The 21807-nt window shown below is 63.4% G+C and carries 17 protein-coding genes; 7 read left to right on the top strand and 10 right to left on the bottom strand.

The features are described 5' to 3' along the window. The first annotated feature begins 228 nt into the window (after positions 1 to 228). From OOZ51_RS13365 to OOZ51_RS13355, 3 genes are all read left to right on the top strand, one after another. Positions 229 to 1368 (top strand): PrpF domain-containing protein, encoded by a 1140-nt coding sequence (locus OOZ51_RS13365; RefSeq protein WP_265980153.1) that lies wholly within the window; start codon positions 229 to 231, stop codon positions 1366 to 1368. Positions 1369 to 1425: 57 nt separating this feature from the next. Beyond that, positions 1426 to 2736, top strand: a complete 1311-nt coding sequence (gene dctA, locus OOZ51_RS13360) for a C4-dicarboxylate transporter DctA (protein WP_265980151.1) — start codon at positions 1426 to 1428, stop codon at positions 2734 to 2736. Between the two features lie 248 nt (positions 2737 to 2984). Then, entirely contained in the window at positions 2985 to 3296 is a 312-nt protein-coding gene (locus tag OOZ51_RS13355) for a hypothetical protein (protein WP_265980149.1), read from the top strand. A 373-nt stretch (positions 3297 to 3669) separates the two neighbouring features. Here the strand turns inward: OOZ51_RS13355 and OOZ51_RS13345 are convergent, their stop codons facing one another. The 8 genes from OOZ51_RS13345 to OOZ51_RS13310 all read right to left on the bottom strand — a co-directional run bounded on the left by OOZ51_RS13345 (position 3670) and on the right by OOZ51_RS13310 (position 13823). After that, on the bottom strand, positions 3670 to 5163 hold the full coding sequence (locus tag OOZ51_RS13345) for a glycoside hydrolase family 32 protein (RefSeq protein ID WP_265980148.1): 1494 nt from the start codon (positions 5161 to 5163) through the stop codon (positions 3670 to 3672). 219 nt (positions 5164 to 5382) lie between these two features. Further along, entirely contained in the window at positions 5383 to 6942 is a 1560-nt protein-coding gene (locus OOZ51_RS13340; protein WP_265980147.1) for a glycoside hydrolase family 32 protein, read from the bottom strand. Beyond that, on the bottom strand, positions 6939 to 8009 hold the full coding sequence (locus tag OOZ51_RS13335) for an ATP-binding cassette domain-containing protein (RefSeq protein WP_265980146.1): 1071 nt from the start codon (positions 8007 to 8009) through the stop codon (positions 6939 to 6941). Before OOZ51_RS13335 ends, OOZ51_RS13340 begins: the two co-directional genes overlap by 4 nt. Continuing rightward, a complete protein-coding gene (locus OOZ51_RS13330) occupies positions 8006 to 8959 on the bottom strand; it encodes an ABC transporter ATP-binding protein (protein ID WP_265980144.1) in 954 nt (317 codons plus the stop codon). Before OOZ51_RS13330 ends, OOZ51_RS13335 begins: the two co-directional genes overlap by 4 nt. Next, positions 8956 to 9882 (bottom strand): ABC transporter permease, encoded by a 927-nt coding sequence (locus tag OOZ51_RS13325; protein WP_265980143.1) that lies wholly within the window; start codon positions 9880 to 9882, stop codon positions 8956 to 8958. The genes OOZ51_RS13330 and OOZ51_RS13325 overlap by 4 nt, the downstream gene beginning before the upstream one ends. Before the next feature lie 10 nt (positions 9883 to 9892). After that, the gene (locus tag OOZ51_RS13320; protein ID WP_265980141.1) at positions 9893 to 10870 is read right to left on the bottom strand and encodes an ABC transporter permease; all 978 of its coding nucleotides are present in this window, start codon (positions 10868 to 10870) and stop codon (positions 9893 to 9895) included. Between the two features lie 127 nt (positions 10871 to 10997). After that, a complete protein-coding gene (locus OOZ51_RS13315) occupies positions 10998 to 12674 on the bottom strand; it encodes an ABC transporter substrate-binding protein (RefSeq protein WP_265980140.1) in 1677 nt (558 codons plus the stop codon). 78 nt (positions 12675 to 12752) lie between these two features. Next, entirely contained in the window at positions 12753 to 13823 is a 1071-nt protein-coding gene (locus OOZ51_RS13310) for a LacI family DNA-binding transcriptional regulator (protein ID WP_265980139.1), read from the bottom strand. Positions 13824 to 14200: 377 nt separating this feature from the next. Here OOZ51_RS13310 and OOZ51_RS13305 point away from each other — a divergent pair, with 377 nt between their 5' ends. Further along, positions 14201 to 16828, top strand: a complete 2628-nt coding sequence (locus OOZ51_RS13305; RefSeq protein WP_265980138.1) for a glycoside hydrolase family 32 protein — start codon at positions 14201 to 14203, stop codon at positions 16826 to 16828. Positions 16829 to 17210: 382 nt separating this feature from the next. On the opposite strand, the gene OOZ51_RS13300 is transcribed toward OOZ51_RS13305, so the two are convergent. Beyond that, the gene (locus OOZ51_RS13300) at positions 17211 to 17504 is read right to left on the bottom strand and encodes a putative quinol monooxygenase (RefSeq protein ID WP_265980137.1); all 294 of its coding nucleotides are present in this window, start codon (positions 17502 to 17504) and stop codon (positions 17211 to 17213) included. Positions 17505 to 17551: 47 nt separating this feature from the next. Then, a complete protein-coding gene (locus tag OOZ51_RS13295) occupies positions 17552 to 18550 on the bottom strand; it encodes a LacI family DNA-binding transcriptional regulator (RefSeq protein ID WP_265980136.1) in 999 nt (332 codons plus the stop codon). Positions 18551 to 18716: 166 nt separating this feature from the next. On the opposite strand from OOZ51_RS13295, the gene OOZ51_RS13290 reads away from it, so the two are divergent. From OOZ51_RS13290 to OOZ51_RS13280, 3 genes are all read left to right on the top strand, one after another. Next, on the top strand, positions 18717 to 19832 hold the full coding sequence (locus OOZ51_RS13290; protein WP_265980135.1) for a substrate-binding domain-containing protein: 1116 nt from the start codon (positions 18717 to 18719) through the stop codon (positions 19830 to 19832). 97 nt (positions 19833 to 19929) lie between these two features. Further along, positions 19930 to 20976 carry an ABC transporter permease gene (locus OOZ51_RS13285; RefSeq protein WP_265980134.1) on the top strand — a complete coding sequence of 349 codons (1047 nt, stop codon included), beginning with the start codon at positions 19930 to 19932 and terminating at the stop codon, positions 20974 to 20976. After that, positions 20973 to 21767 (top strand): ATP-binding cassette domain-containing protein, encoded by a 795-nt coding sequence (locus OOZ51_RS13280; protein ID WP_265980133.1) that lies wholly within the window; start codon positions 20973 to 20975, stop codon positions 21765 to 21767. Before OOZ51_RS13285 ends, OOZ51_RS13280 begins: the two co-directional genes overlap by 4 nt. The last annotated feature ends 40 nt before the right edge of the window (positions 21768 to 21807 follow it).

The following is a 21807-nucleotide window of genomic DNA, read 5'->3' as shown; positions in this document are numbered from 1 at the left end:
GCCGACGTCGTGAAGGAGAGGGCCGCCGCGGCGGACGTCAGGGAGCCGGAACGGCTGACTTCCCGGAGCAGATGGAGGCGGTGCAGATCGAGGTTGGCCATGATCTGAGTTTAGCAAAAGTAGAGGCCAGTGGAGAATCCTGTGATTGTGCTGAACTCTCGGGGCGTGGATCGTAGAAGGAGCAGACGCCGTAAGGCGCGACACTACGACACGTGAAGGAAGAAGACGATGCAACTGCGCGGTCACTGGTACCGGGGAGGCACGAGCAAGTGCTGGCTTTTCGACGCCGAAGACATGGCGCTCCACGCTGGGAGCCGCGAACAGATCCGCAACCTCCTGGCAGATGCCTTCGGCGCCGCAGATGCCCGCCAGCTCGACGGCGTCGGCGGCGGCACCTCAACGACGTCCAAAGCAGCCGTCGTCCAGGCCACCCCCGAGGGGCCGGCGGACCTCGACTACCTCTTCGCCCAAGTCGGGATCGGTGACCCTACGGTGGAACTTGGTTCCAATTGCGGCAACTGCGCCACCGCGATCGCCCTGTACGCCGTCCAATCAGGCATCGTCCCTCCCCAGGAGGGAACGACGCGGGTCAGCATGCGCAACCTCAACACCGGAGCCGTGCTGAGCGGCACGATCGCCACCCCGGGTGGCCGCATCCCGACGTCGGGCCTGGCCAGAGTTCCGGGCAGCAGCGCACTGGGCGTTCCCGTGAGCCTCTCGTTTCACGCCCCGTGGGGGCGGAGCACGGGCGCGGTTCTGCCGACGGGAACCGTGACTGACGAAATCGATGCCGGCGGGACCACTCTTACGGCGACTCTGGTTGACGCCGGGGCTCCGGCGGTGCTGATTCCGGCGGAGGAGGCAGGCATCGACCTGTCATCGATGACCGGCAACCTCTCCGGGCACCTGCCCTTGCTCGCGGCAGCCCGGGCGTCGGCCGGGCTGATGATGGGGCTGAGGAAGCCCGAAGATCCTCCGCAGAATGCCGTGCCGAAGGTCGGCGTCGTGGCAGCGCCCGGCAACTACATCGCAGCCGACGGAACAAGGATCGCAGCGGACACCCACGATCTGCGGGTGCGCATGCTCTCGATGCTCGCGCCGCACCCCGCCATCGGCCTAACCTCCGCGGTCGCAGTCTCCCTCGCAGCCGCCCTGCCGGGATCGGTAGTGGCCAAAGTGCTGTCCCCGGCAGACAGTGCTCACCTTGGGCGCCGGCTTCTGCGCATCGGCACACCGGCAGGTGTCATCACCACCGAGGTCGTCACGGACGGCCTCGGCCACGTCAGCGAGGTGGTCCTCCACAGGGCGGCCCGCCATCTAGCCGTCGCCGACATCGACGTCGCACAACCAGTGACACAGACGGCCTAGCCCCAACATTCCGCCCCTGCCATCATTAAGTGGGGCACTCACCCAGGAAGTTGTTCAATGAAGATCAAATCCATCCTCGGACACCTCTATGTCCAGGTACTCATCGGCGTCGCGCTCGGCATCCTCGTCGGCGCGCTGTGGCCTGACCTCGGTTCCTCCCTCAAGCCGCTCGGCGACGGCTTCGTGAAGCTCGTGAAATTCATGATCGCGCCGATCGTCTTCTGCACCATCGTCAGCGGCATCACCTCCCTGACCGACACCAAGAAGGTCGGCCCGACCCTGCTACGTTCGCTCGGCCTTTTCTACGTCCTCACAGGGGTGGCCCTGGCCATCGGCTTGGGCGCGGTCATGCTCTTCCAGCCGGGTGCCGGCATGCACATCAACCCAGCCCACCTCGATACCTCGGTCGCCTCGAAGTACACAAGCCAGCTGCCCAGCAGCAACCCTGTGGACTTCTTACTGAGCATCATCCCCACAAGCTTCGTCGGCGCCTTCGCCGACGGCGAGGTCCTGCCCGTTCTCGTCATCGCGCTGCTGTGCGGCTTCGCCTTCAGCAAGCTCGGCGCACCAGGCCAGATGGCCCTCAACGTGGTCAACAGCTTCAACAAACTACTGTTCGTCGTATTCGGCTTCCTCATGAAGGTCGCACCCATCGGTGCGTTCGGCGCCATGGCGTTCACGGTCGGCAAGTACGGAGCCCACTCGATCGGCAACCTCGGGATGCTGATCCTCGCCTTCTACACAGCATGCATCGTCTTCGTGGTCCTCGCCCTCGGCATCCTGGCGAAACTCACCGGGTTCAGCCTGTGGCGGATCCTGCGCTACTTCCGCGACGAGTTCCTCATCGTCCTCGCCACATCCTCAAGCGAACCCGTCCTTCCGCGCCTGCTCACCAAGCTCGAGCGCCTCGGCTGCGACCGGGGCGTCGTCGGCCTCGTAGTCCCGACCGGCTACTCCTTCAACCTCACCGGCACCGCGGTCTACCTGACACTCGCTTCGATGTTCATAGCCCAGGCCTGCGACATCCACCTCAGCTGGGACCAGATCCTCCTCATGCTCGGAATGATGCTCCTGACCTCCAAAGGCGCGGCGGGCGTGACAGGCAGCGGCTTCGTCGCACTCGTCGCGACCCTGACGGTCATGCCCACACTGCCCGTTGCCGGCGTGGCCCTCATCGTCGGCATCGACCGCTTCATGAGCGAAGCCCGCGCCCTCACCAGCACCGTCGCCAACATCGTCTCCTGCGTCGCCATAGCAAAGTGGCAGCACGCGCTAGACACCGAGAAGCTCCAATCCGAGCTCAAGACGGGCTTCATACCGACTGAAGCCGAAAAGCTCGAGCTCACGGAACCAGCACCGGCACACTGACGGTGCCCTTCACGAGTCAGGCTCCAGCCCTCGGCAATAACCTGACCCGCCCACCCGGCGCCCTCCGCCGGGTCCACACAAGGCCGCATCGGACACCCGGACCTGCATATCCATCGCAACAGGTAACCCGACAGTCGGGCGCAGGAACGGAGTCCGGTGCCAACGGGGCGGGGAGCAGACACGCTGCTCCCCGCCACGTCCCCACCCGGACCGGATCAAACGGAACCAAAAACCATCCAGGGAACCCCATGACACCCCCCTTGCAACAGACCACTCCGGACGAACTCACACAGGCACCGAGCGGCGCTCCGACGACAGAAATGGAGCGCATGCCGGACTGGAACAAACTCACCCGCGCAGACGAAGTCGCAATCCGCCGCCACGATGGATCACTTTCCTCGGGACGGATCGACATGCTCTCCATGGACCGAAAGGTCTTCTGGATCATCCAGAATGACGGCAAAGGGCGCACGATGATCGAGAAGGACGAAGACACCACCGTATTCCGTCGCGCATCCGGCCGCCGCAACGAAGGGCACACAGGGTCTTACCGGATATGAAGATTCATCAGTTCAGCTTGGCACGATGCAGCAGCAGTATCTCGTGCGGCATAACCTAAGCTGCCCGATGCGGCAGCACCTAGTTCCTGGAGATGACTTTCACACCGTCCGGCCGCATCTTCCCCGTGGGTGAGACATGCCGATACAAGGTCTGGCGTGTGATGCCGAGTTCTATGCAGAGCTCGCTGATTTTGGTGCATGGCTTACCCATGGATGCTGCGGCAAGCCGTCCTCGGCCTTGAGCCGAACCCATCGCGCGCCAGGGGACTCTCTATTTCAGGTGAGTCCCCTGGCAGGCAAGCTGGGCCGCCGTCGTCCACCCGTCGCGTTGATTGGGTGGGTCTGAAACCATCCGGCGGTTGGGTAGCCATGGTCAGGCGAGGGTGGTGAGCCTGAGCGAAGCGACCTTTGCGGTTCCTCCGGTGGTGTACAGCGACACACCGGTGCTGGAGGGGTCCGGGAAGATCAGTTCGGTGAGGGTGACTTCTCCGTCTTGGGCGAAGATTTCCACAGAGCAGTGATCAACGAAAATGCGCAGGTTATACGCCCCGTCCACGGCACGCAGGGGCGCGGTGTCGATCGATGCAAAGGCGCTGTGGAACGCCGTGTTGCCCGAGGCCGTTCGATCCACGAGCAGTTTGCCGTCACCCGGACGGATGCCGATCCTTGTACCTTCGTTGCCGTTGCCGCGGATCTCGAGGCCAAATTCATCTGCGGAACCGGGCACAAAGGTTACCTCGATGAGTTGCACTGCGCCCCCGCCTGCCACGGAACGGATGCCATCGACGTCGAGCTCTGTGTAGGCAACTGTGCGGGTAAGCGCTGCGGGGTCAATCACTGCCTGCTGGGTGAGGTGCGGTGCCCCTTCAGAAGTGACCAGCGAGACCTCGCGTACAAGCGACATCGGGCTTCGCCACGGGGAGGTTGGAATGTCGTTGCCGTACTGCCAGTTGTTCATCCAGGCCATCATGAGCCGGCGGCCGTCCGGAACGTTGCTGAAGGAAACGGCAGCGTAGTAGTCCCGGCCCCAGTCGAGCCAGTGATACTCGGTCAGGCGCGCCGGATCCTGGTCGCCTTCAGTGACCGTGGTTTCGGACCTGAACGTCACGCCGTCGAATTCGCCAACGAAGTACTGTCCCGCAGATCCTCCGTTTGGGCCGCCGGGATTGAGGTTAACGGTCAGGACCCATCGGATCAGGTCCTCGTTCCCGTCAAGTGGAAGCGGGAACAGGTCAGGACATTCCCAGACTCCGCCGGTGGCGTTGGCGGGCCCGAAACTGCTGAGGTAGTCCCAGCTCTTGAGGTCATCGGAGCGGTACATCACGACGGTGAAATCCAGTGCCTCGACAGCGACCATGACCCAGTAGGATCCGGAAGCGCCGTCGTACCAGAAGACCTTCGGGTCCCGGAACTCGGCCGAGTCCCTGGTCAAGACGGGGTTGCTGTGGTATTTGGACCAGGTGTAGCCGCCGTCGGTGCTCCAGGCCAGTGACTGGGCCTGGATCCCGGCGTGCTGTGAGTTCTCCTTGAAGGCACTTGTGTAGATGGCGACCAGGGGTGCAGCAGTTCCGTCACCGAGTCCGCTGGTGTTGTGCTGGTCGTAGACGACGCTGCCGGAGTAGATGTCCTCGTTTTCGTCGCAGGCAATGGCGACGGGTTGTTCTGTCCACGTGATGAGGTTCGTGGAGGTGGCGTGCCCCCAGGACATGTTTCCCCAGACATTCCCGAAGGGGTTGTTCTGGTAGTAGAGGTGGTAACTACCCTCGTAGTAGATGAGGCCGTTGGGGTCATTGAGCCAGGTGTTCTTGGTGGCGTAATGCACTGTCGGCCGGGACGCTTCACGTGTGGGCGCGGTTACCGCGGTCATGAATCAAAGTCTCGTTTCATTTCGTCTTCCTGAGGAAGGGTGGGGGCGGCCATCCAGCATCCGAACGGCGCGGGGCGCTGTTCGGATGCTGGTGTTAGCTGTTGCTCTTGTGTCGGTCGTACGTCGGCTTCGCGGCGGGATGCCCCGGCCATGAGCTGGATGTCTTAGGTGATAGAGCGATTTGGAAATGACTCCAAAGGCGGGAGAGGTCGGACTGAGTTAGGGGAAGAGGTTCCGAGCTCCTCCAGAGATCTCAGCCATGGTCCAGGCATCGAAGGAGAGCAGCCTTACGGTACCCTCGGCGGTCAGGCTCACGTGCTCACCGGCCAGGGTCGGGTAAACGCGGGCGGTGAGCGGTTTACCGTTGGCGAAAATTTCGACGGCGGATCGGTCCACCAGGACGCGGAGGTGCACCCGGCCGTCGGGCATCGGGAGCGGTCCGGACTTGTCGTCGACATCAACGGTTGGATCGAGGGTGCTCTGAGTACGGTCGAGGCGGAGTGTGCCTTGGCCGCAGCCTTCCATGTTCCGGCTCAGCTCGATCACTGTTTCCTCCTTGGATTTGCCGGAGACGGCACCGCCAGCCGATCCCAGCAAGCCCAGTCGCAGCACAGCACCAGGCTCGAGCTGCACATCCAGTTCGAGGTCTAATTGGCTGCCGGACACCCCGGTAGCCACAGGTGCCCCGGTACCCACCAGCTCCTGTCCGGGCAGGCCCACATGGTTCCGGCGCAGCTTCTCGATTTCGGGCACGGGCGCGAACGCCAGGGTTCCGTCGTCAGCCACGGTTGTGACGCGCGGAAGGCTCATGACGCCCGACCACCCGGCCTCGATCATCGCGGCGTCGCTGCGGCCCTCCTGAAGCCAACCAAACATGATGCGTCGGCCGGACTCATCCTGGAATGACTGCGGCGCATAGAAGAACCGTCCACCGTAGTCGAGCCGATGCAGCCCGGTGGGCTCGAAGGAGTTTTCCGCGTAGCGGCCGGTCCAGTACAGCGGGTGGCGGGTGTCGCCGTTGTCCCATGCGGAGAAGACCAGCACGTCGGGCGCGTCGCCAGAAGTAGGAACCGTACCCAGCGAGCCTTCGCCTGCCCGGAACAGGTCCACGCATTCCCACATGGTCCCGGTCCAGTCGGAATCGGCGGGATCGCCCTGGGAGGCGTCGCCGATGAACAGGGGCCCGACGTATTCCCAGGCCCGCAGATCCTCCGACTCGTACAGGAACGCCGTGCCGCCGCGCCCACGAATGCCCGAACCTACCAACTGCCGCCAGGTGGAACCCTCGCGCCACACGCAGTGATCGCGATACGCGGTGATGTCCACCCCGGCCGGCGGGGCCGCGATGATCGGGTTCTGAGGCAATTTGCTCCAGCTCAGCAGGTCTGCGGATCCTACGGCAACGCAGGGCAACTCCTTCTCGCCCAGCCGGCCCGAGTACACCAAGGTGGGCGTGCCACCGTCGTTCACCAACACCCCCGACCAGCAGCCGTCGGCGTCCGGACCTGCGGACGGTTCCAGTGCCACCGGCTGGTCCGTCCAGTGGACGAGGTCGGAGCTGGTGGCGTGGCCCCACTGGATGCGGTGGTGGAAGGCGCCTTCGGGGTTGTACTGGTAGAAGAGGTGATAGGTGCCGTTCCATTGGCTCACGCCGTTGGGGTCGTTCAGCCAACCGGCCGGGGACACGAAATGGAAGCGCGGACGAAGGGGGTCCGCATCGGCGCGGGCAATCAGTTCGTCCTTGGGGACGGTGGCGAGCGGGTGCGTCGATTCAGTCATGCGGAGGCCTTGTTGTCGGTAGGTTCAGTTGCCAGGGCGTGGCCGCCGGCTCCAGCCTGCGGGCGGTAGAGGTGGCAACGCACCCAGTGGCGGTTTTCGGGGTCGCCCACACGGTGGCGAGCGGGTTCCTCGGCCGAGCAGGTCTGGTTTGGGTCTCCGTCGAAAGCGCAGGTGGTCGAAGCCATCACAGCCTGTCTCAGCTCGGCACGGCGGACGGGATCGTAGGAGCCCGCCCGGGCTGGATCCGGGACGGCCGAAACCAGCAGTTGCGTGTAGGGGTGGGCCGGGTTGGCCAGGAGGTCCAAGGACTCGCCCTCTTCGACGAGCTCTCCGGCGAACATGACCGCCGTCCGGTCCGCGAGGTATCGGGCCGAGGCGAGGTCGTGTGTGATGTAGAGCATGGAGATTCCCTGCTCATCGCGGAGCTTCCGCATCAGGTTCAGCACGCCGATCCGGACCGAAACATCCAGCATGGAGGTGGGTTCGTCGGCGAGGATGACCCGTGGTTCCACGGCAAGGGCCCGGGCGATCGCGACTCGCTGGCGCTGCCCGCCGGAGAGCTCGTGCGGGTAGGAGTTCAACATGTCGGCCTGCAGGCCCACGGTGGTCATAAGCTCCTCGAGTCGCTGCTGTGTCTCTGTCTCGGAGCTGCCGCCCTTCCGGTGGATCGCTAGCGACCTCCGCAGGAAGTGCTCCACTCTGTGGGCAGGATTCAGCGAGCCGAAGGGATCCTGGAAGACCATCTGCAGTTGGGAGCGGAACGCTCTCGATGCCTGGAAGCGGTCACGCTTGAGGACGTCGACGCCGTCAAGCAGGATCTCCCCGGCGCTCGGCTTCTCGAGCCGGGCAACGCAGCGGGCCAGGGTGCTCTTACCCGACCCGGACTCCCCCACGAGCGCCACGATTTCGCCACGGCCAATGGTCAGGTCCACGCCGTGCAGAGCCCGGACAGACTCCCGGGAGAACAAACCACCTATAGGGAAAGACTTTCCTAGTCCGCGGACCTCGAGGGCCGTAGCTTCGGTGTCAGCGGAGGGGCGCTGGGATGACAGCACAGCGTGGCTCATCGTGCGGCTCCTTCCAGGACGGCTGCTTCAGCATCGGCACCAAACGGAGCCACGAAATGGCCGGGTGCTGCTTCGGTGAGGTCGGGGATATTCCGGAACTTCACGCCGTCGGGCAGTCCCGTCAGCGGAACCCGCGGACCGGTCAGCGGCGGGAACGCACCCATCAGCGCCTGAGTGTAGGGGTGACGGGGGTTGGCGTAGACGTCCTGGGCTTTTGCGGTCTCCACGATCCGGCCTCCGTACATCACCGCCATACGATGCGAAAGTTCCACCATGAGGGACATGTCGTGGGTGATGAAGAGGACGGAGAAGCCCAGTTCGCGTTGGAGTTCCTTGATTTGGGCCATGATTTCCTGCTGCACCACCACGTCCAGGGCCGTGGTGGGTTCGTCCAGGATCAGCAGCGACGGCTTGAGCGCCACGGCCATCGCGATCACCGCACGCTGGCGCATGCCGCCCGAAAGCTGGTGCGGGTAGGACTTGAGTCGAGCGGGGTCGATCCTGACAAGTTCCAGCAGCTGGCCCGCGCGTCGGAGGGATTCCTTGCGGGAGTAGCCGGCGTGTGTGGTGAAGATGTCCACGATCTGCTCGCCGATGGTGAGCACCGGATTCAGCGAGTTCATGGCCGATTGGAAGACCATCGCCACGTCCTGCCAGCGGAAACGCCGCAGTTCCTCCGGGCTCATGGCCAGGACGTCCTTGCCGCCGAAGGAGATGCTGCCGGCGGCGATTTTTGCGGGGTCCTTGAGCAGCCGCATGATCGAGTTGGCGATGGTCGACTTGCCGCAGCCGGACTCGCCTGCCAGCCCGAACACCTCTCCGGTGCCGATGCTGAAGGAAACACGGTCGACGGCGGTGGTGGAGCGGGTGTCGCCGATGTACTTGACGGTGAGGTTCTTGACGTCGAGGACGGGCTCGTGGGAGCCGAAGGAAACTTGGGAGACTGTCACTTGGCAGCGCTCCTTTCGGTGTTCTTTGGGGTTTTGATCTTCCGTAGCCGCGGATTAGTGACCTCATCCACGGCGTAGTTGATGAGGGCCAGTGCGAACGCGACCAGCGCGATGCAGACACCCGAGGGAACAAAGACCCACCAGTTGCCGGTCAGTAGGGCGCCCTCGTTGCCGGCCCAGAAGAGGTTGTTGCCCCAGGAGACGGTGCTCACGTCTCCCAGGCCAAGGAACTCCAGGCCTGCCTGGGCGCCGATGCCGTAAATCACGCAGCCGAGCAGGGTTCCCATGACGATCGATGCCATGTTCGGCAGGATTTCCCGGAACATGATGCGGCCCGCCCGTTCGCCGGACACCACGGCCGCGGCCACAAAGTCCTTTGAGCGGATGGACAACGCCTGGGAGCGCAATACACGTGCCGACCCAGCCCAGCCGGTGACCACGAGCACCAGGATCACGGTTCCCAAACCCGGCGGCAGGAAAGCTGCCAGGATGACAAGGAGCGGGAGTCCGGGCAGGAGCAGGAAGACGTTGGTCACCAGGGACAGTGCTTCGTCAATGAACTTGCCGAAGTACGCCGACGCCAGGCCAACCAAAATGCCGATGAACGTGGATGCGAAGCCCACAGTCAACCCGACGAACAGGGAACTGCGGGAGCCGTGGACAGTCAGGGCAAGCACGTCCTGACCTTTGGCCGTGGTGCCGAGCCAGTGCTCGGGAGACGGTTCCAGCGAGGCCATCGCGGTGATCCGCGATGGGTCTCCGGGGAACAGCGCGGGGGCCAGCAACGCAAGCGCGATGAACACGAGCATCACGATCATGCCCACCAGGGCCTTCTTGTTGGTGATAAGTCCGTGGACGAAACTGCGGTTGGGCTTGCGGGCGGCTGTGGGCTCAGTGGGCTGCTTGAGAATTGCGGTTGTCATGATGGGTCCCTCAGTTGCTGCGTACGCGCGGGTCGAGGCGGACGTAGAGAATGTCCACCAGGAAGTTCGCCAGCAGCACGGCGGCGGTGATGGTCAGGAACAGGCCCTGCATAAGCGGGTAGTCGAGGCCTTGGACGGCGTTGAGGAGTTGGTAGCCGACGCCGGGATACGCGAACACCACCTCGGTGAGCATTGCACCACCCACCACGAAGCCCAGGCTCATGCCGAAGCTCGTGACCGACGGGAGCATCGCGTTCCTTGCCGCGTAGCGGAGCATGATGCGGCCCGGCCGGAGACCCTTGGCCTCGGCCATGGTGATGTAGTCCTCGGCGTTCGTGGCGATCATGGTGTTCCGCATGCCGAGCATCCAGCCGCCGATGGACACCAGGACGATCGTCAGCGCCGGCAGCACAAGGTGCGCGCCGACGTCGCCGATGAACTCCCATGTGAAGGCGGGCTCAAGTCCGTCCGTGAAAGCGTGGCGGATGGGAAACCAGCCCAGCACTACGCCGAACAGGTACAGGGCTCCCATGGCCAGCCAGAAGTACGGGAAGGACCCGATGAACACCAGCACCGGCGGCAGCGCCGAATCGATGGCACCGCCGCGTCGCCAGGCTGCGAGGATGCCGAGGAGATTGCCGATGATGGCGGCGAACACCAGGGCGGTTCCGCCCAGCAAAAGGGTCCAGCCGATCTGGCTGGCGATGACCTCGGTGACCGGGGTGGGGAAACGCGAGATGGAGACACCCATCTGGCCGGTCAGGACGTTGTGCATGTAATCGACGTACTGTTCCCAGAGCGGCCGCGTATCCACGCCGAGCATCTTGCGCAGGGCTTCGATCTGTTCGGGCTGCATCTTGCCCTGGGTACGGGCGAACATGCGTGAGACGGGGTCTCCCGGCATGAAACGCGGGAGCAGGAAGTTCAGGGTGATGGAGGCCCAGAATGCGATTAGGTAGAAACCCAGGCGGCGCAGGATGAAGCGCACGGTTGCTCCGTTCGGGAAAGGCGGGGTCCGGGACGACAGTGGTCCCGGGCGGGAAAGATGAAAAGGTTCTCGGCCGGTGGGAACCGGAATTTGGCAACGGCAGCCACCGGCCGAGAAGTGGCGCTGGCTACTTGCGCGGTTCCAGGGTGGTCAGGACCAGGACCGTGGTGGGGGAGCGGTCAGAGAGCGTTGCGTAGGGGTTGTCCTGAGTGGGCCATCCCGTGAAATGAACGTCCGTGTAGTCGCCCCATTCGGGGCCGGAGAACAGCGGAACCGTCGGGGCCACCGCGTTGTATTCCGCCTGAAGCTGGTTCGTGATCTGCTTCTGTGCGGCTTCGTCACCGGCAGCAGCGAACTGCTGCAGGAGATCATCGGCCTTTGGATCGCCGAAACGGTGGTAGTTCTCGGTGGCCTTGGCGCCCACGGGCTTGACGGTGGAGGTGCCCATGGTGGAGCTGAAGTACTTGAACGGGCTGGGGTCGTTCGCGCTCCAGACGATGCCGGTGTCGAACGTTCCCTGCTCGTAGCCGGAGACGACGGAGGCCCAGTCAGGGGAGTCCACCTTGGCGGTCACGCCGATGGCCTGGAGGTTCTGGGAGATCACGTTGGCTACGGAGAGCCAATCGGAGGAGCTGGCGCCCACGGAGATCTTGAACTCGAAGGGCTTGCCGTCCTTGAGGGTGCGCTTGCCGTCCGCGCCCTTGGGGTAGCCGGCGGCGTCAAGCATCTTGTTCGCTTCGTCGACGTTCAGCTTGGTCCAAGTGCAGTTGTTCGCCACATCGGCGTTCTTCCAGCTCGCGTAGTTGCCGGAGAGGCCTGTGCAGTCGGCCGGAGTGGCGTATCCGCTCATGCCGATTTTCGTAACCTGGTCACGGTCAACCGCCATGCTCAGGGCCTTGCGCACGGTCGCGTCATTGAACGGCGCCTTGCTGGTGTTCAACTGCCAGTTGATCATGGCGCCCGTCGGCGGGAACCAGAAGTGGCGGTGGTCCTTGTCCTTGGCGATGAAGGTCTTCTCGATGTTGGGGATGAACTGGGTGGACCAGTCCACATCGCCGTTGACGCTGGCCAGGTTGGCCGCGTCGTTTCCGGACATCGCCAGCATCTTGATGCCGGCGATCTTCTGCTTTTCAGGCTGCCAGTAGTTCGGGTTCTTCTTCAGCACGAAGGACTGGGACTGGAAGCTGTCCACCTGGGTGTAGGGGCCGGTTCCCACGGGGTTGGCGTTGGTGTCCTTCGCCGGATCGGCGATGGATGACCAGATGTGCTTGGGGAGGATGGGGAGCTGCCCGATCTCATAGAGCGCGGGGGACCAGGGCTTGTTGAAGGTGAATGTCACCTTGTTGGTGCCCACCGGAGTGACGGAATCCAGGTACTCGAAGCCGCCCTTGAGCTTCTTCTGCAGCTGGAAGGTGTAGGCCACGTCATCGGCGACGAAAGGCTGCCCGTCGGACCATTTCACGCCGTCACGCAAGGTGAAGGTGACGGACTTGCCGTCCTTGGCAGCGTCCCAGGAGGCGCCCAACCAGGGGACGGTGTTGCCTTTGGCCGGGTTGAAGACCATCAGGGGTTCGTAGATGGCCTGCTGGACCATGGGGTTCACAGTGGGGGCGAAGGGGTTGAAGTTACGGTCGAAGGTGCTCATGTCCTCACGCGGGATGGTCAGGAAGGCGTTCGCGTTGGCTCCGGCGTCGGTGCCTGCGGACTTGTTGACGGTGGCAGCGCAGCCGGTCAGCAGCATTGCACCCACAGCCAGTCCGGCCGCCGCAATGCGGGCAGACCTCAAGAATCGGGGTTGTGTCATGATGGGTATCTCTTTCCTATCTTCATCAGCAAGGTGAAGGGGTGGGTAAGGGTTTGCTCTTCGACATTGATTTCACGGTCAGACCGAAGAGCGTTCTAGCAGCGGACAGTCGACCAATTGCTGGTCGGCAGTGATCGGCTGTCCTGCTGTGAGAGCTGCGAGCGTCTGGACTCCCAGTGCGCCCATTTTTTCGAAGGGCAACGCAACCGTGGTCAACTTGGGCCTGAGGTAGGACGCAATCAGTTCCTGGTTATCGAAGCCGATCACGGCGATGTCGCCGGGGATGGTCAGTCCCCGTTCCTTGATGGCGTCATAAGCGCCCATCGCCATCCGGTCATTGAGGCAGAACAGTGCGGTCGGCCTGTCCTGCTGGGGGTAACGATCCAGGATTTCGCAGGCCGCCGCATAGCCCCCATCCGCCGTCGCATGCCCTGAAACGACGAGTTCCGGGTCCAGTTCCAGTCCGGCTCCGGCGAGTGCTTCGCGGGCACCCTCCAAACGCCCGACGGCCGCGGGAATGTGCGGGTCCAGGTTGATGACTCCAATCCTGCTGTGGCCGGCCCGGAGCAAACGATCGACAGCAACCCTGCCGCCCCCGCGCTCGTCCGGGACGATCGAGGGCAGCTTCCCGTCCGCGTCGAAACAATTGATCAGGACAGTGGGAACCTCGTGGGCGCTTTCCGGAACATGTACGCCGCGGTGGTACGTTGCCGCGTACAAAAGTCCTTCCACTCGTTGTTCCAGCAGCTTCTCAGTTGCTGCATCTTCCAGGCCTTGGTTGGGTCCTACGGCATCGGCCTGGTCCGAAGGCGCGATGAGCAGGAACCGGTGGTCAAGCCAGGCCTGGTCCTGGGCGCCCTTGATGATGTCCACCGCAAACGGGGCCGTCACGATCTCGGTGACGAGTCCGTACCAATCACTGCGCTGGGAAGCCAGTGCGCGCGCTCCGGCGTTCGGGCGGTAACCCAAAGCCTTCACGGCGTCGTTGATGCGGGTGCGCGTTTCCTCAGAAATGCTGGCGTTTTCGCGGTTGCTCAGCACGAACGAGACCGCCGTACGGGAGACACCGGCGTGCTGGGCGACATCAGTCATGGTGACACCCCGCTGCCGCACAGCCGCGGCTTTCCGGGTGGTGGTGGTTTTCGCCATTGAATGCTCCAGTGGTCTTCGTTGATCCTGCGCGCAGTACCAAGGGTTCGGTCTGAGGTCGTATCGCAATCGTTGGCAAGTAACGCGGGTTACCTTAAGCGATGTGATTGAGGTTACACGCGTTACCTCGTAGCTGTCAACGGCTTCCACCGGCATGCGGGCAGTTGGTTCACGACCACTTAAGCCAGGCCGGGCATCGGAGGATTTGACTGTTGACTTGTCCGGTGGACACGCCGTAGGTTCCCTTCTTGACAACGTTGTCTTCGTTCGGTGATCTGACGCAAGTGCAGCATTTGAGTCGATCAAGGCCCCCACACACCCAGCCGAGCGACAACCGGCATTACCTGCCTGTCACCGTCGACACGAAAGGTGAATACGTGCGCCGCACACATTCCGGTCCCGGTCTGACACCCGGACCAAAATCAAAAAAGCGTCTTAACGCCCTGGTCCTCGCCGCCGCTATGACCGCTGGCAGCGCCCTTCCGCTGTCCGCCCCGGCTTTGGCCGCGGACACCTCCGGGGCGGCCGCGACGGCTTCCGGCGCGGTCGGAACTTCCGCGCCCTACTCCGAGACATACCGACCCCAGTTCCACTTCAGCCCGGCAACGAACTGGATGAACGACCCGAACGGCCTGGTCTACTACCAAGGCGAATACCACATGTTCTTCCAGTACAACCCCTCCGGGGACACCTGGGGCAACATGTCCTGGGGCCACGCCGTCAGCACGGACCTGGTGCACTGGACGCAGCTCCCGCTCGCCATTCCGCAGGACGACAAAAACATGATCTTCTCGGGCAGTGCTGTCATCGATAAAGACAACACGACGGGCTTCGGCCAGCCGGGCAACCCCGCCATGGTGGCAATCTATACCGCCGCCGACAAGGCTACCGGGAAGCAGTCCCAAGCACTCGCCTACAGCACGGACAAAGGCCGGACGTTCACCAAATACAATTCCGGGAACCCGGTGCTGGACATCGGGTCAAACAATTTCAGGGACCCGAAAGTTTTCTGGTACGAGGCCGGACACGAGTGGCTGATGTCAGCCGTGTTGTCCGACCAGCACAAGGTGACTTTTTACAGTTCTCCAGACCTGAAAACCTGGAAGCATCTGAGCGATTTCGGGCCTGCAGGCGCCACGGGCGGCGCCTGGGAATGTCCTGACCTGTTCCCCCTGCCGGATCCCGCCAACCCCGGCAAGCAGAAGTGGGTACTGACGGTCAACCTCAACCCGGGCGGGATCGCAGGAGGTTCGGGCGTCCAATATTTCACCGGAAGCTTCGACGGCACCAAGTTCACCTCGGATGACAAACCCTATGTCCCCCCGGCCGGGACATCTTTGGGGAACTTCGATAACGGTACTTACGATGGCTGGCAAACCACCGGGACAGCCTTCGGCACTGCGCCGGCCACAGGAAGCCTGCCGGGCCAGTCCAGCGTTACAGGCTTTGAAGGAACCGGCTTCGTCAACAGCTTCAACGGCGGTGACGGCCCCACCGGAACACTCAGTTCCCAGACCTTCACCGTCAACAAATCCCACCTGAACTTCCTCGTCGGCGGCGGCAACCACCCTTACCTCGCCGACACCGTCCCGTTCGGCACCCTGCCCGCCGGTACCGTGTTCAACGACTTCTCCGGGGCCACCTACGGGCCCGGCTGGACCGCCACCGGTTCCTTCGCCAGCTCCGGGCCCTCGACCGAGAGCCTGCCCAACCAGCTCGGCCCGAAGGTGCTGGACACCTATGCGCCCGCTGGAGATCCCGGCACGGGCACCATCAACTCGCCGACGTTCACGGTCAACAGCCCGTACATCGACCTGCAAGTCGCTGGCGGGAACCACCCCTGGGGGCAGGTGAACCCGACCGCGGTCAACCTGATCATCGGCGGACAGGTCGTCGCGACCACCACCGGCCCCAACAGCCCTGACCTGACGTGGACGAACTGGGACGTGAGCAAGTACCAGGGCCAGCAGGCCCAGATCCAGGTCGTGGACCAGAACGACGGATCCACCGGCGGATGGGGCCACCTCATGGTGGGCGACATAGTCTTCGCCAACGCCCCGGCCAAGCCCTGGGACACGCAGACCTCCGTTAATCTCGTCGTCGACGGCAAGGTGGTGCGCTCCGCCACGGGCGCAAACAGCGAGAACCTGGACTGGGCGTCGTGGGACCTGAGCGACCAGATCGGCAAGCAGGCGCAGATCCAGGTCGTCGACCACAACACCGGCGGCTGGGGACACATCCTGGCCGACGACTTCACCGTCTCAGACACTGCTGCACAACCGGCAATCCAGCGCGCTCACTGGGTCGATTACGGCAAGGACAACTACGCCGGAGTGACTTTCAACGACGCCCCCGGCGGCAAACGGATCATGATCGGATGGATGAACAACTGGGACTACGGAGGATCCATCCCCACCTCGCCGTGGCGCAGCGCGATGACGGTCCCGCGTGAGCTGTCACTTCAAACCGTTGACGGGGTGACCCGTCTGGCGCAGACACCGGTCAATCAGCTCAACGAACTCATCACGGGGCCGTCCGTCCACGAGGAGAAAATGTCCGTGCCCGCCGGAAGCACCGTCCTACCGGCCAAAGGAAAGGCTGTTGACATCACCGCGTCCTTCGCTGCCGGTACCGCGAGCTCCTATGGGCTGAAGGTCCGCACCGGGTCGGGCCAGGAAACTCTCATCGGTTATGACAACAAGTCCGGACAGGTTTACATCGACCGGACCAAGTCCGGCGCCGTAGGATTCAGTTCCAGCTTCCCCGGAGTCCAGACCGCGCCGCTTACCACAACCGCGGGAAAGGTCAAGCTTCACATCCTCGTTGACTGGTCCTCGGTCGAAGTCTTCGCTGACGACGGAAAGATCGTCCTGACAGACCAGATTTTCCCCGACCCGTCCAGCCAAGGTATCGAAGCTTTCTCCAACGGAGGAAACGCCATTCTCACCTCCCTGGACGTCAAGCAGATGAAGTCGGCCTGGCCATCAGCTAGCCCCCGGCAATAACAGCGAATCCCGGCAACACGTCGATTAGACTGCGGCGCCCGCAACGTACCTGTTGCGGGCGCCGCACCCATCCTCGGGGGCGCTCTTCGCCGACAGCCTGGAGGCCCGCAACCGGCGAAGCGCTGATTTCGATTTCCCGGCGCCCATCACCCACTCGTTTGAGGATGCTCCTGAGCAGCCAGTTCGTGTCCGCGTTGGATCCGCCGTCCGGCGCGGCGAAGAACGCATATCCAGCTACATGGACTTCCTGACTCCAGTTCGTCTCGATGTTAAATGCTCAACGGCCGTTGCCACCCCCAGGAAATCCGGGTGCTGCAACGACCGCTAGGAGTCAGGCACTGTTCTTTTCGGCCCGTGTGTGGCCTCCGGCCTTGGCCGGGACCTAGTCCAGTGGATTGAGCCAGGTCAGGACTGAGCCGTCTCCTTCGATGTGCTCGGTGAGTTCGGCGTTGAATTTCCGGCCATATTCGGCGCCGATGTGTTCCTCGAATGCCGCTTCATCGCGGTAGACCTCGAACACGAAGTACTCTCTCGGGTTGGTTTCGCGGGTGTAGGGCAGGAACATGACGTTCCCGGGTTCCTGGCGGACATGGCCGGTGAGCTCGGCCATCATTTCAGCCACCCTGGCTTCGCTGCCCTGCCTGATGGTGAATTCCGCGTACAGTGTTTTGGTCATGTCCTGTCCTTTGCTTGGTGGGTTCGGCTGTCTTGCAGAGTTGGTTGTTAGTTCCGTGGCGGGATCTCGCCGGATCCCCTGGGGATCAGTTCTGACGGGACGATGTAGGTTTTCGGGTCGCCGTCATCACCATCGATTCTGGCGAGGATCCGCTCGGCGGCGAGCTTGCCGATGCGCTCGGGGTGCTGGGCAATCACGGTGATCCCGGGCTCCATCATGTCGGCCAGGGTGAAGTCGTCAAAACCGATCAAGGCAACGCTGTGGTGCAACCCGAGGGACTTCAGGGCGCGCATGGCACCGAACGTGACGAGGTTCTGGCTGGAGAAGATCGCGGTGGGCGGGTTCTCAGAAGTGAGCAACTCGAGCGCTGCCCGAAGCGCAGTGTCCTCGTCGTGAAGTCCGTTGCGCACCGGGATGGTGGATGTCGCAATGCCGGCCCTGCCGATTTCCTCGAGGAAACCCGTGCGGCGTTTCGTTGCTGTCTGGATGTCCGTGCGGTCGCCGAGGTAAGCCAGCCTGGTGTGGCCTTGCCGGATGAGGTGCGCGGCCGCTTTTGAGGCGCCCATCTCATTGTCCGTCACCACCGCGTCGGCGTCGATGCCCACCGGCTCACGGTCGATGAACACCATGGGCAGGGACCGTGAGTGCTCCGGGATAACGTACGCCTGGCTTCGGGCGATCGGGGTCAAAACAAGCCCGTCAACCCGGCGGCCCAGGAAAGCGGAAATCAGCTTCTTTTCACGGTCAGGATCATCATCCAGACTCGAGGCGAAAACGGCGATTCCCCGTTCAGCCAACGCGTCTTCTAGCGCCCTGTGGATCTCTCCGCTGAACGGGTTGGACACACTGGGCAGCAACAACCCGATGGACTGGGTCTTGCGTCCGGACCGTTTCAGGCTGCCCGCGGTCATATCCAGGTGGTACTGCAGCTGTTCCGTTGCCCTTAGGACCCGCTGGCGCGTCTCCTCCGAAACCCCCGATTCGTTGTTCACGACTCTCGAGACCGTCTTGATGCCTACTCCAGCGAGATCCGCGACGTTTTTCATCGTCGGAGGCCGGCGCCCGGAATCAGCTTGGTAACGATTAGACACCGTTGTCAAAGAACTGCTCCTCATCTTCGATTAACACTTGACTCCCCAGTGTGAGCTTGGTTACATATTACATGACATCGTTGTCTGGCGCCGAAAGCTCGCCACAAACACAGGAGTTTCAATGTTGAGTTCCAAAGCCCCGAGGCCCGCCGCTACCCGTCTTCTCGCCGCCGGTGCAGTCCTGACCCTGGGCGCCCTTAGCTTGACCGCTTGCGGAGGCAGTTCCTCCAGCTCTTCCTCCAGCGGAGGCAGCACTGCAAAGATCGGCGTTTCGCTGATCGTGAAGACTACCTCCAACCCGTACTTCGTAGCGATGGAAGACGGCGCCAAGAAAGCAGCCCAGGGGGGCAATATTGACCTCAAGCTCGCCGCAGGCAAGTCCGACGGCGACGAAGACACCCAGATCCAGGCCATCGAGAACGCCATCTCCAGTGGTGACAAGGGTATCCTCATCACCCCCAACGGGCCGGCCGTCGTCGATGCCATCAAGAAGGCCCGCGACGCGGGGTTGTACGTGATCGCCCTGGATACCCCGCCGGACCCGGCCAGTGCCGTGGACATCACGTTCGCGACCGACAACTTCGCCGCAGGCAAGCAGATCGGGCAGTGGACCGCGGCGCAGCTGGACGGCAAGAAGGCCACCATTGCCTTGGTCGACCTGTTCAGCGACAAGGTCGTCTCGGTTGACTACAACCGTGACCAGGGATTCCTGACCGGATTGGGCATCGACACCGCCGACAAGACGAAGAACGGCGACGAAGCCAAGACAGGCAAGTACACCGGCGGCAAGGGCGGGGACTACGAGATCGTCGGCAACCAGGCCTCCCAGGGCGCCGAGGACGGCGGCCGGACGGCAATGGAAACCCTGCTGTCAAAGAACCCCAACATCAACGTCGTCTACACAATCAACGAACCCGCCGCGGCAGGCGCCTATGAGGCACTGAAGGCAGCGGGCAAAGACAAGGGCGTGCTCGTGGTCTCGATCGACGGCGGCTGCACCGGCGTGAACAACGTCAAGTCCGGCATCATCGGCGCCACCGCGCAGCAGTACCCCGTCAAGATGGCCCAGCTGGGCGTCCAGGCCATCCAGGACCTGGCCACCTCAGGAAAGAAGCCCACGGTCTCTGCGGGTCTGGACTTCTTCAACACCGGCTCCGCCCTGGTCACGGACAAGGCAGTTGCCGGGCTGCAGAGCATCGACACCACCGCCGCTTCCCAGATCTGCTGGGGCAAGTAACCCTTCCCCTCTGCGGGGAGACCCGCCAAAGGCGTCTCCCCGCAGCACACCCGGCACGACAACAGTTACAGAACATGGAAGTTCAGGAGCAATTCAAGTGACCCAACAACAGACCGCCGGCCCGCCGAGCGCCGGGCACGCTGACCTGGCCGAGGAATTCCTCGACCGCCAGACCCCTCTCAGCAGAATCCGCAACCTTCTCCACCGCTACCCGGCCCTCAGCCCCGCCATTGTCCTGCTGATCGCGGTGGTGGTCTTCGGGATCCTCAATGAGCGCTTCCTGCGGGTGGAGAATCTGTCCCTCATCACCCAGCAAGTCGCAGTGGTGGGCACACTGGCGATCGCCCAGACCCTGATCATCCTGACCGCCGGCATCGACCTCTCGGTCGGGGCGGTCATGATCCTGTCCTCGATGGTGATCGCCCAGCTCGCGGTCAGCAACGGCGTCCCCGGGCCGCTGGCGCTCGTTGCAGGTCTCGCCGTCGGTCTTGCTGCCGGGGCTCTCAACGGCTTCCTGGTGACCCGATTCCGGCTCCCGCCGTTCATCGTCACCCTCGGAACGCTGAACATTTTCGTCGCACTGACGCTGCTCTACTCCGGCGGCAGCACGGTCCGCGGGTCCGCGATGCCAGGCGTCCTCACCTGGCTCGGAAGCACGTTCCCGATCGGACCCGTCCGCATCTCCACCGGCGTCGTCATGATGCTCCTGCTCTACGTCGTTGTCGCATTCATCCTGGGCAAGACCGCGTGGGGACGGCACGTTTACGCCGTGGGCGACGACAAGGAAGCGGCGCGTCTTGCCGGTATTCCCGTTAGCCGCGTCCTCATGAGCGTCTACCTTGCCGCAGGCGCGGTCCTTGCCGTCGGCGCCTGGATCCAGATCGGCCGCACCAACGCCGCCAGCCCGAACGCCGGCGTCGATCTGAACCTGGACTCCATCACCGCCGTCGTGATCGGCGGAACAAGTCTCTTCGGCGGCCGCGGTTCCATTTGGGGGTCACTGCTCGGAGCGCTGATCGTCGGCGTCTTCCGCAACGGCCTCTCGCTCGCCGGCCTGGACGTTCTGTACCAGACCCTCGCCGTGGGGGTCCTGATCATTGTTGCAGTGTCTATCGACCAGTGGATCCGAAAGGTCAAGTCATGACCATGACAGAATTTGCAGCCTCCCACACCCCCACCCGCGAGCCCATCCTTAAGGCCAGGAACCTCGTCAAGACCTTCGGCCGGGTCGTCGGCCTGGACGGCGTGAGTCTGGACCTGTACCCGGGCGAAGTCCTGGCCGTCATCGGCGACAACGGCGCCGGCAAGTCCACGCTCATCAAATGCTTGACCGGCGCCGAAATCCCCGACACCGGGGAACTCTTCGTATCGGGACAGCAGGTGCACTTCAAACGCCCGCAGGACGCCCGGGTCCACGGCATCGAAACCGTCTACCAGAATCTGGCTGTCTCACCGGCCCTCGATGTAGCCTCGAACCTGTTCCTCGGCCGTGAAGAGCGCCTCCCAGGCCTACTGGGAAGCGTGTTCCGGATGCTCGACACCAAAGGCATGCGCAGGAAGGCCAAGGAAGAGCTGACCCGTCTGGGCATCTCCACCCTGCAGGACGTCACAGTTCCGGTCGAGAACCTTTCCGGCGGCCAGCGCCAGGCCGTCGCCGTTGCTCGCGCAGCGGCGTTCGGGTCAAAGGTGGTGGTTCTTGACGAGCCGACGGCGGCCTTGGGCGTGCGCGAATCGAACCAGGTCCTCCAGCTGGTCCGCGACCTGCGCGACCGCGGCCTGCCGGTCATCCTGATCAGCCACAACATGCCGCACGTGTTCGATGTGGCCGACCGGATCCACATCCAGCGCCTGGGCAAGTGCGCGGCCACCATCACCCCGCAGTCCCACAGCATGACCGACGCCGTCGCAATCATGACAGGCGCCGCCAAGGCCTGATGGGCCGGCACCTCCCGCTCCACCGGAGCCCCTTCTCCGT

The sequence above is a fragment of the Arthrobacter rhizophilus genome (assembly GCF_026241105.1).
Lineage (GTDB): Bacteria > Actinomycetota > Actinomycetes > Actinomycetales > Micrococcaceae > Arthrobacter.
This window is presented reverse-complemented; position numbering and strand designations above follow the sequence as displayed.

Bases quoted from the DNA above. Each gene is read 5' to 3' on its own strand.
- OOZ51_RS13365 (WP_265980153.1), top strand. From the start codon at position 229: ATGCAACTGCGCGGTCACTGGTACCGGGGAGGCACGAGCAAGTGCTGG.
- dctA (WP_265980151.1), top strand. From the start codon at position 1,426: ATGAAGATCAAATCCATCCTCGGACACCTCTATGTCCAGGTACTCATC.
- OOZ51_RS13355 (WP_265980149.1), top strand. From the start codon at position 2,985: ATGACACCCCCCTTGCAACAGACCACTCCGGACGAACTCACACAGGCA.
- OOZ51_RS13345 (WP_265980148.1), bottom strand. From the start codon at position 5,163: ATGACCGCGGTAACCGCGCCCACACGTGAAGCGTCCCGGCCGACAGTG.
- OOZ51_RS13340 (WP_265980147.1), bottom strand. From the start codon at position 6,942: ATGACTGAATCGACGCACCCGCTCGCCACCGTCCCCAAGGACGAACTG.
- OOZ51_RS13335 (WP_265980146.1), bottom strand. From the start codon at position 8,009: ATGAGCCACGCTGTGCTGTCATCCCAGCGCCCCTCCGCTGACACCGAA.
- OOZ51_RS13325 (WP_265980143.1), bottom strand. From the start codon at position 9,882: ATGACAACCGCAATTCTCAAGCAGCCCACTGAGCCCACAGCCGCCCGC.
- OOZ51_RS13315 (WP_265980140.1), bottom strand. From the start codon at position 12,674: ATGACACAACCCCGATTCTTGAGGTCTGCCCGCATTGCGGCGGCCGGA.
- OOZ51_RS13310 (WP_265980139.1), bottom strand. From the start codon at position 13,823: ATGGCGAAAACCACCACCACCCGGAAAGCCGCGGCTGTGCGGCAGCGG.
- OOZ51_RS13300 (WP_265980137.1), bottom strand. From the start codon at position 17,504: ATGACCAAAACACTGTACGCGGAATTCACCATCAGGCAGGGCAGCGAA.
- OOZ51_RS13295 (WP_265980136.1), bottom strand. From the start codon at position 18,550: ATGAAAAACGTCGCGGATCTCGCTGGAGTAGGCATCAAGACGGTCTCG.
- OOZ51_RS13290 (WP_265980135.1), top strand. From the start codon at position 18,717: ATGTTGAGTTCCAAAGCCCCGAGGCCCGCCGCTACCCGTCTTCTCGCC.
- OOZ51_RS13280 (WP_265980133.1), top strand. From the start codon at position 20,973: ATGACCATGACAGAATTTGCAGCCTCCCACACCCCCACCCGCGAGCCC.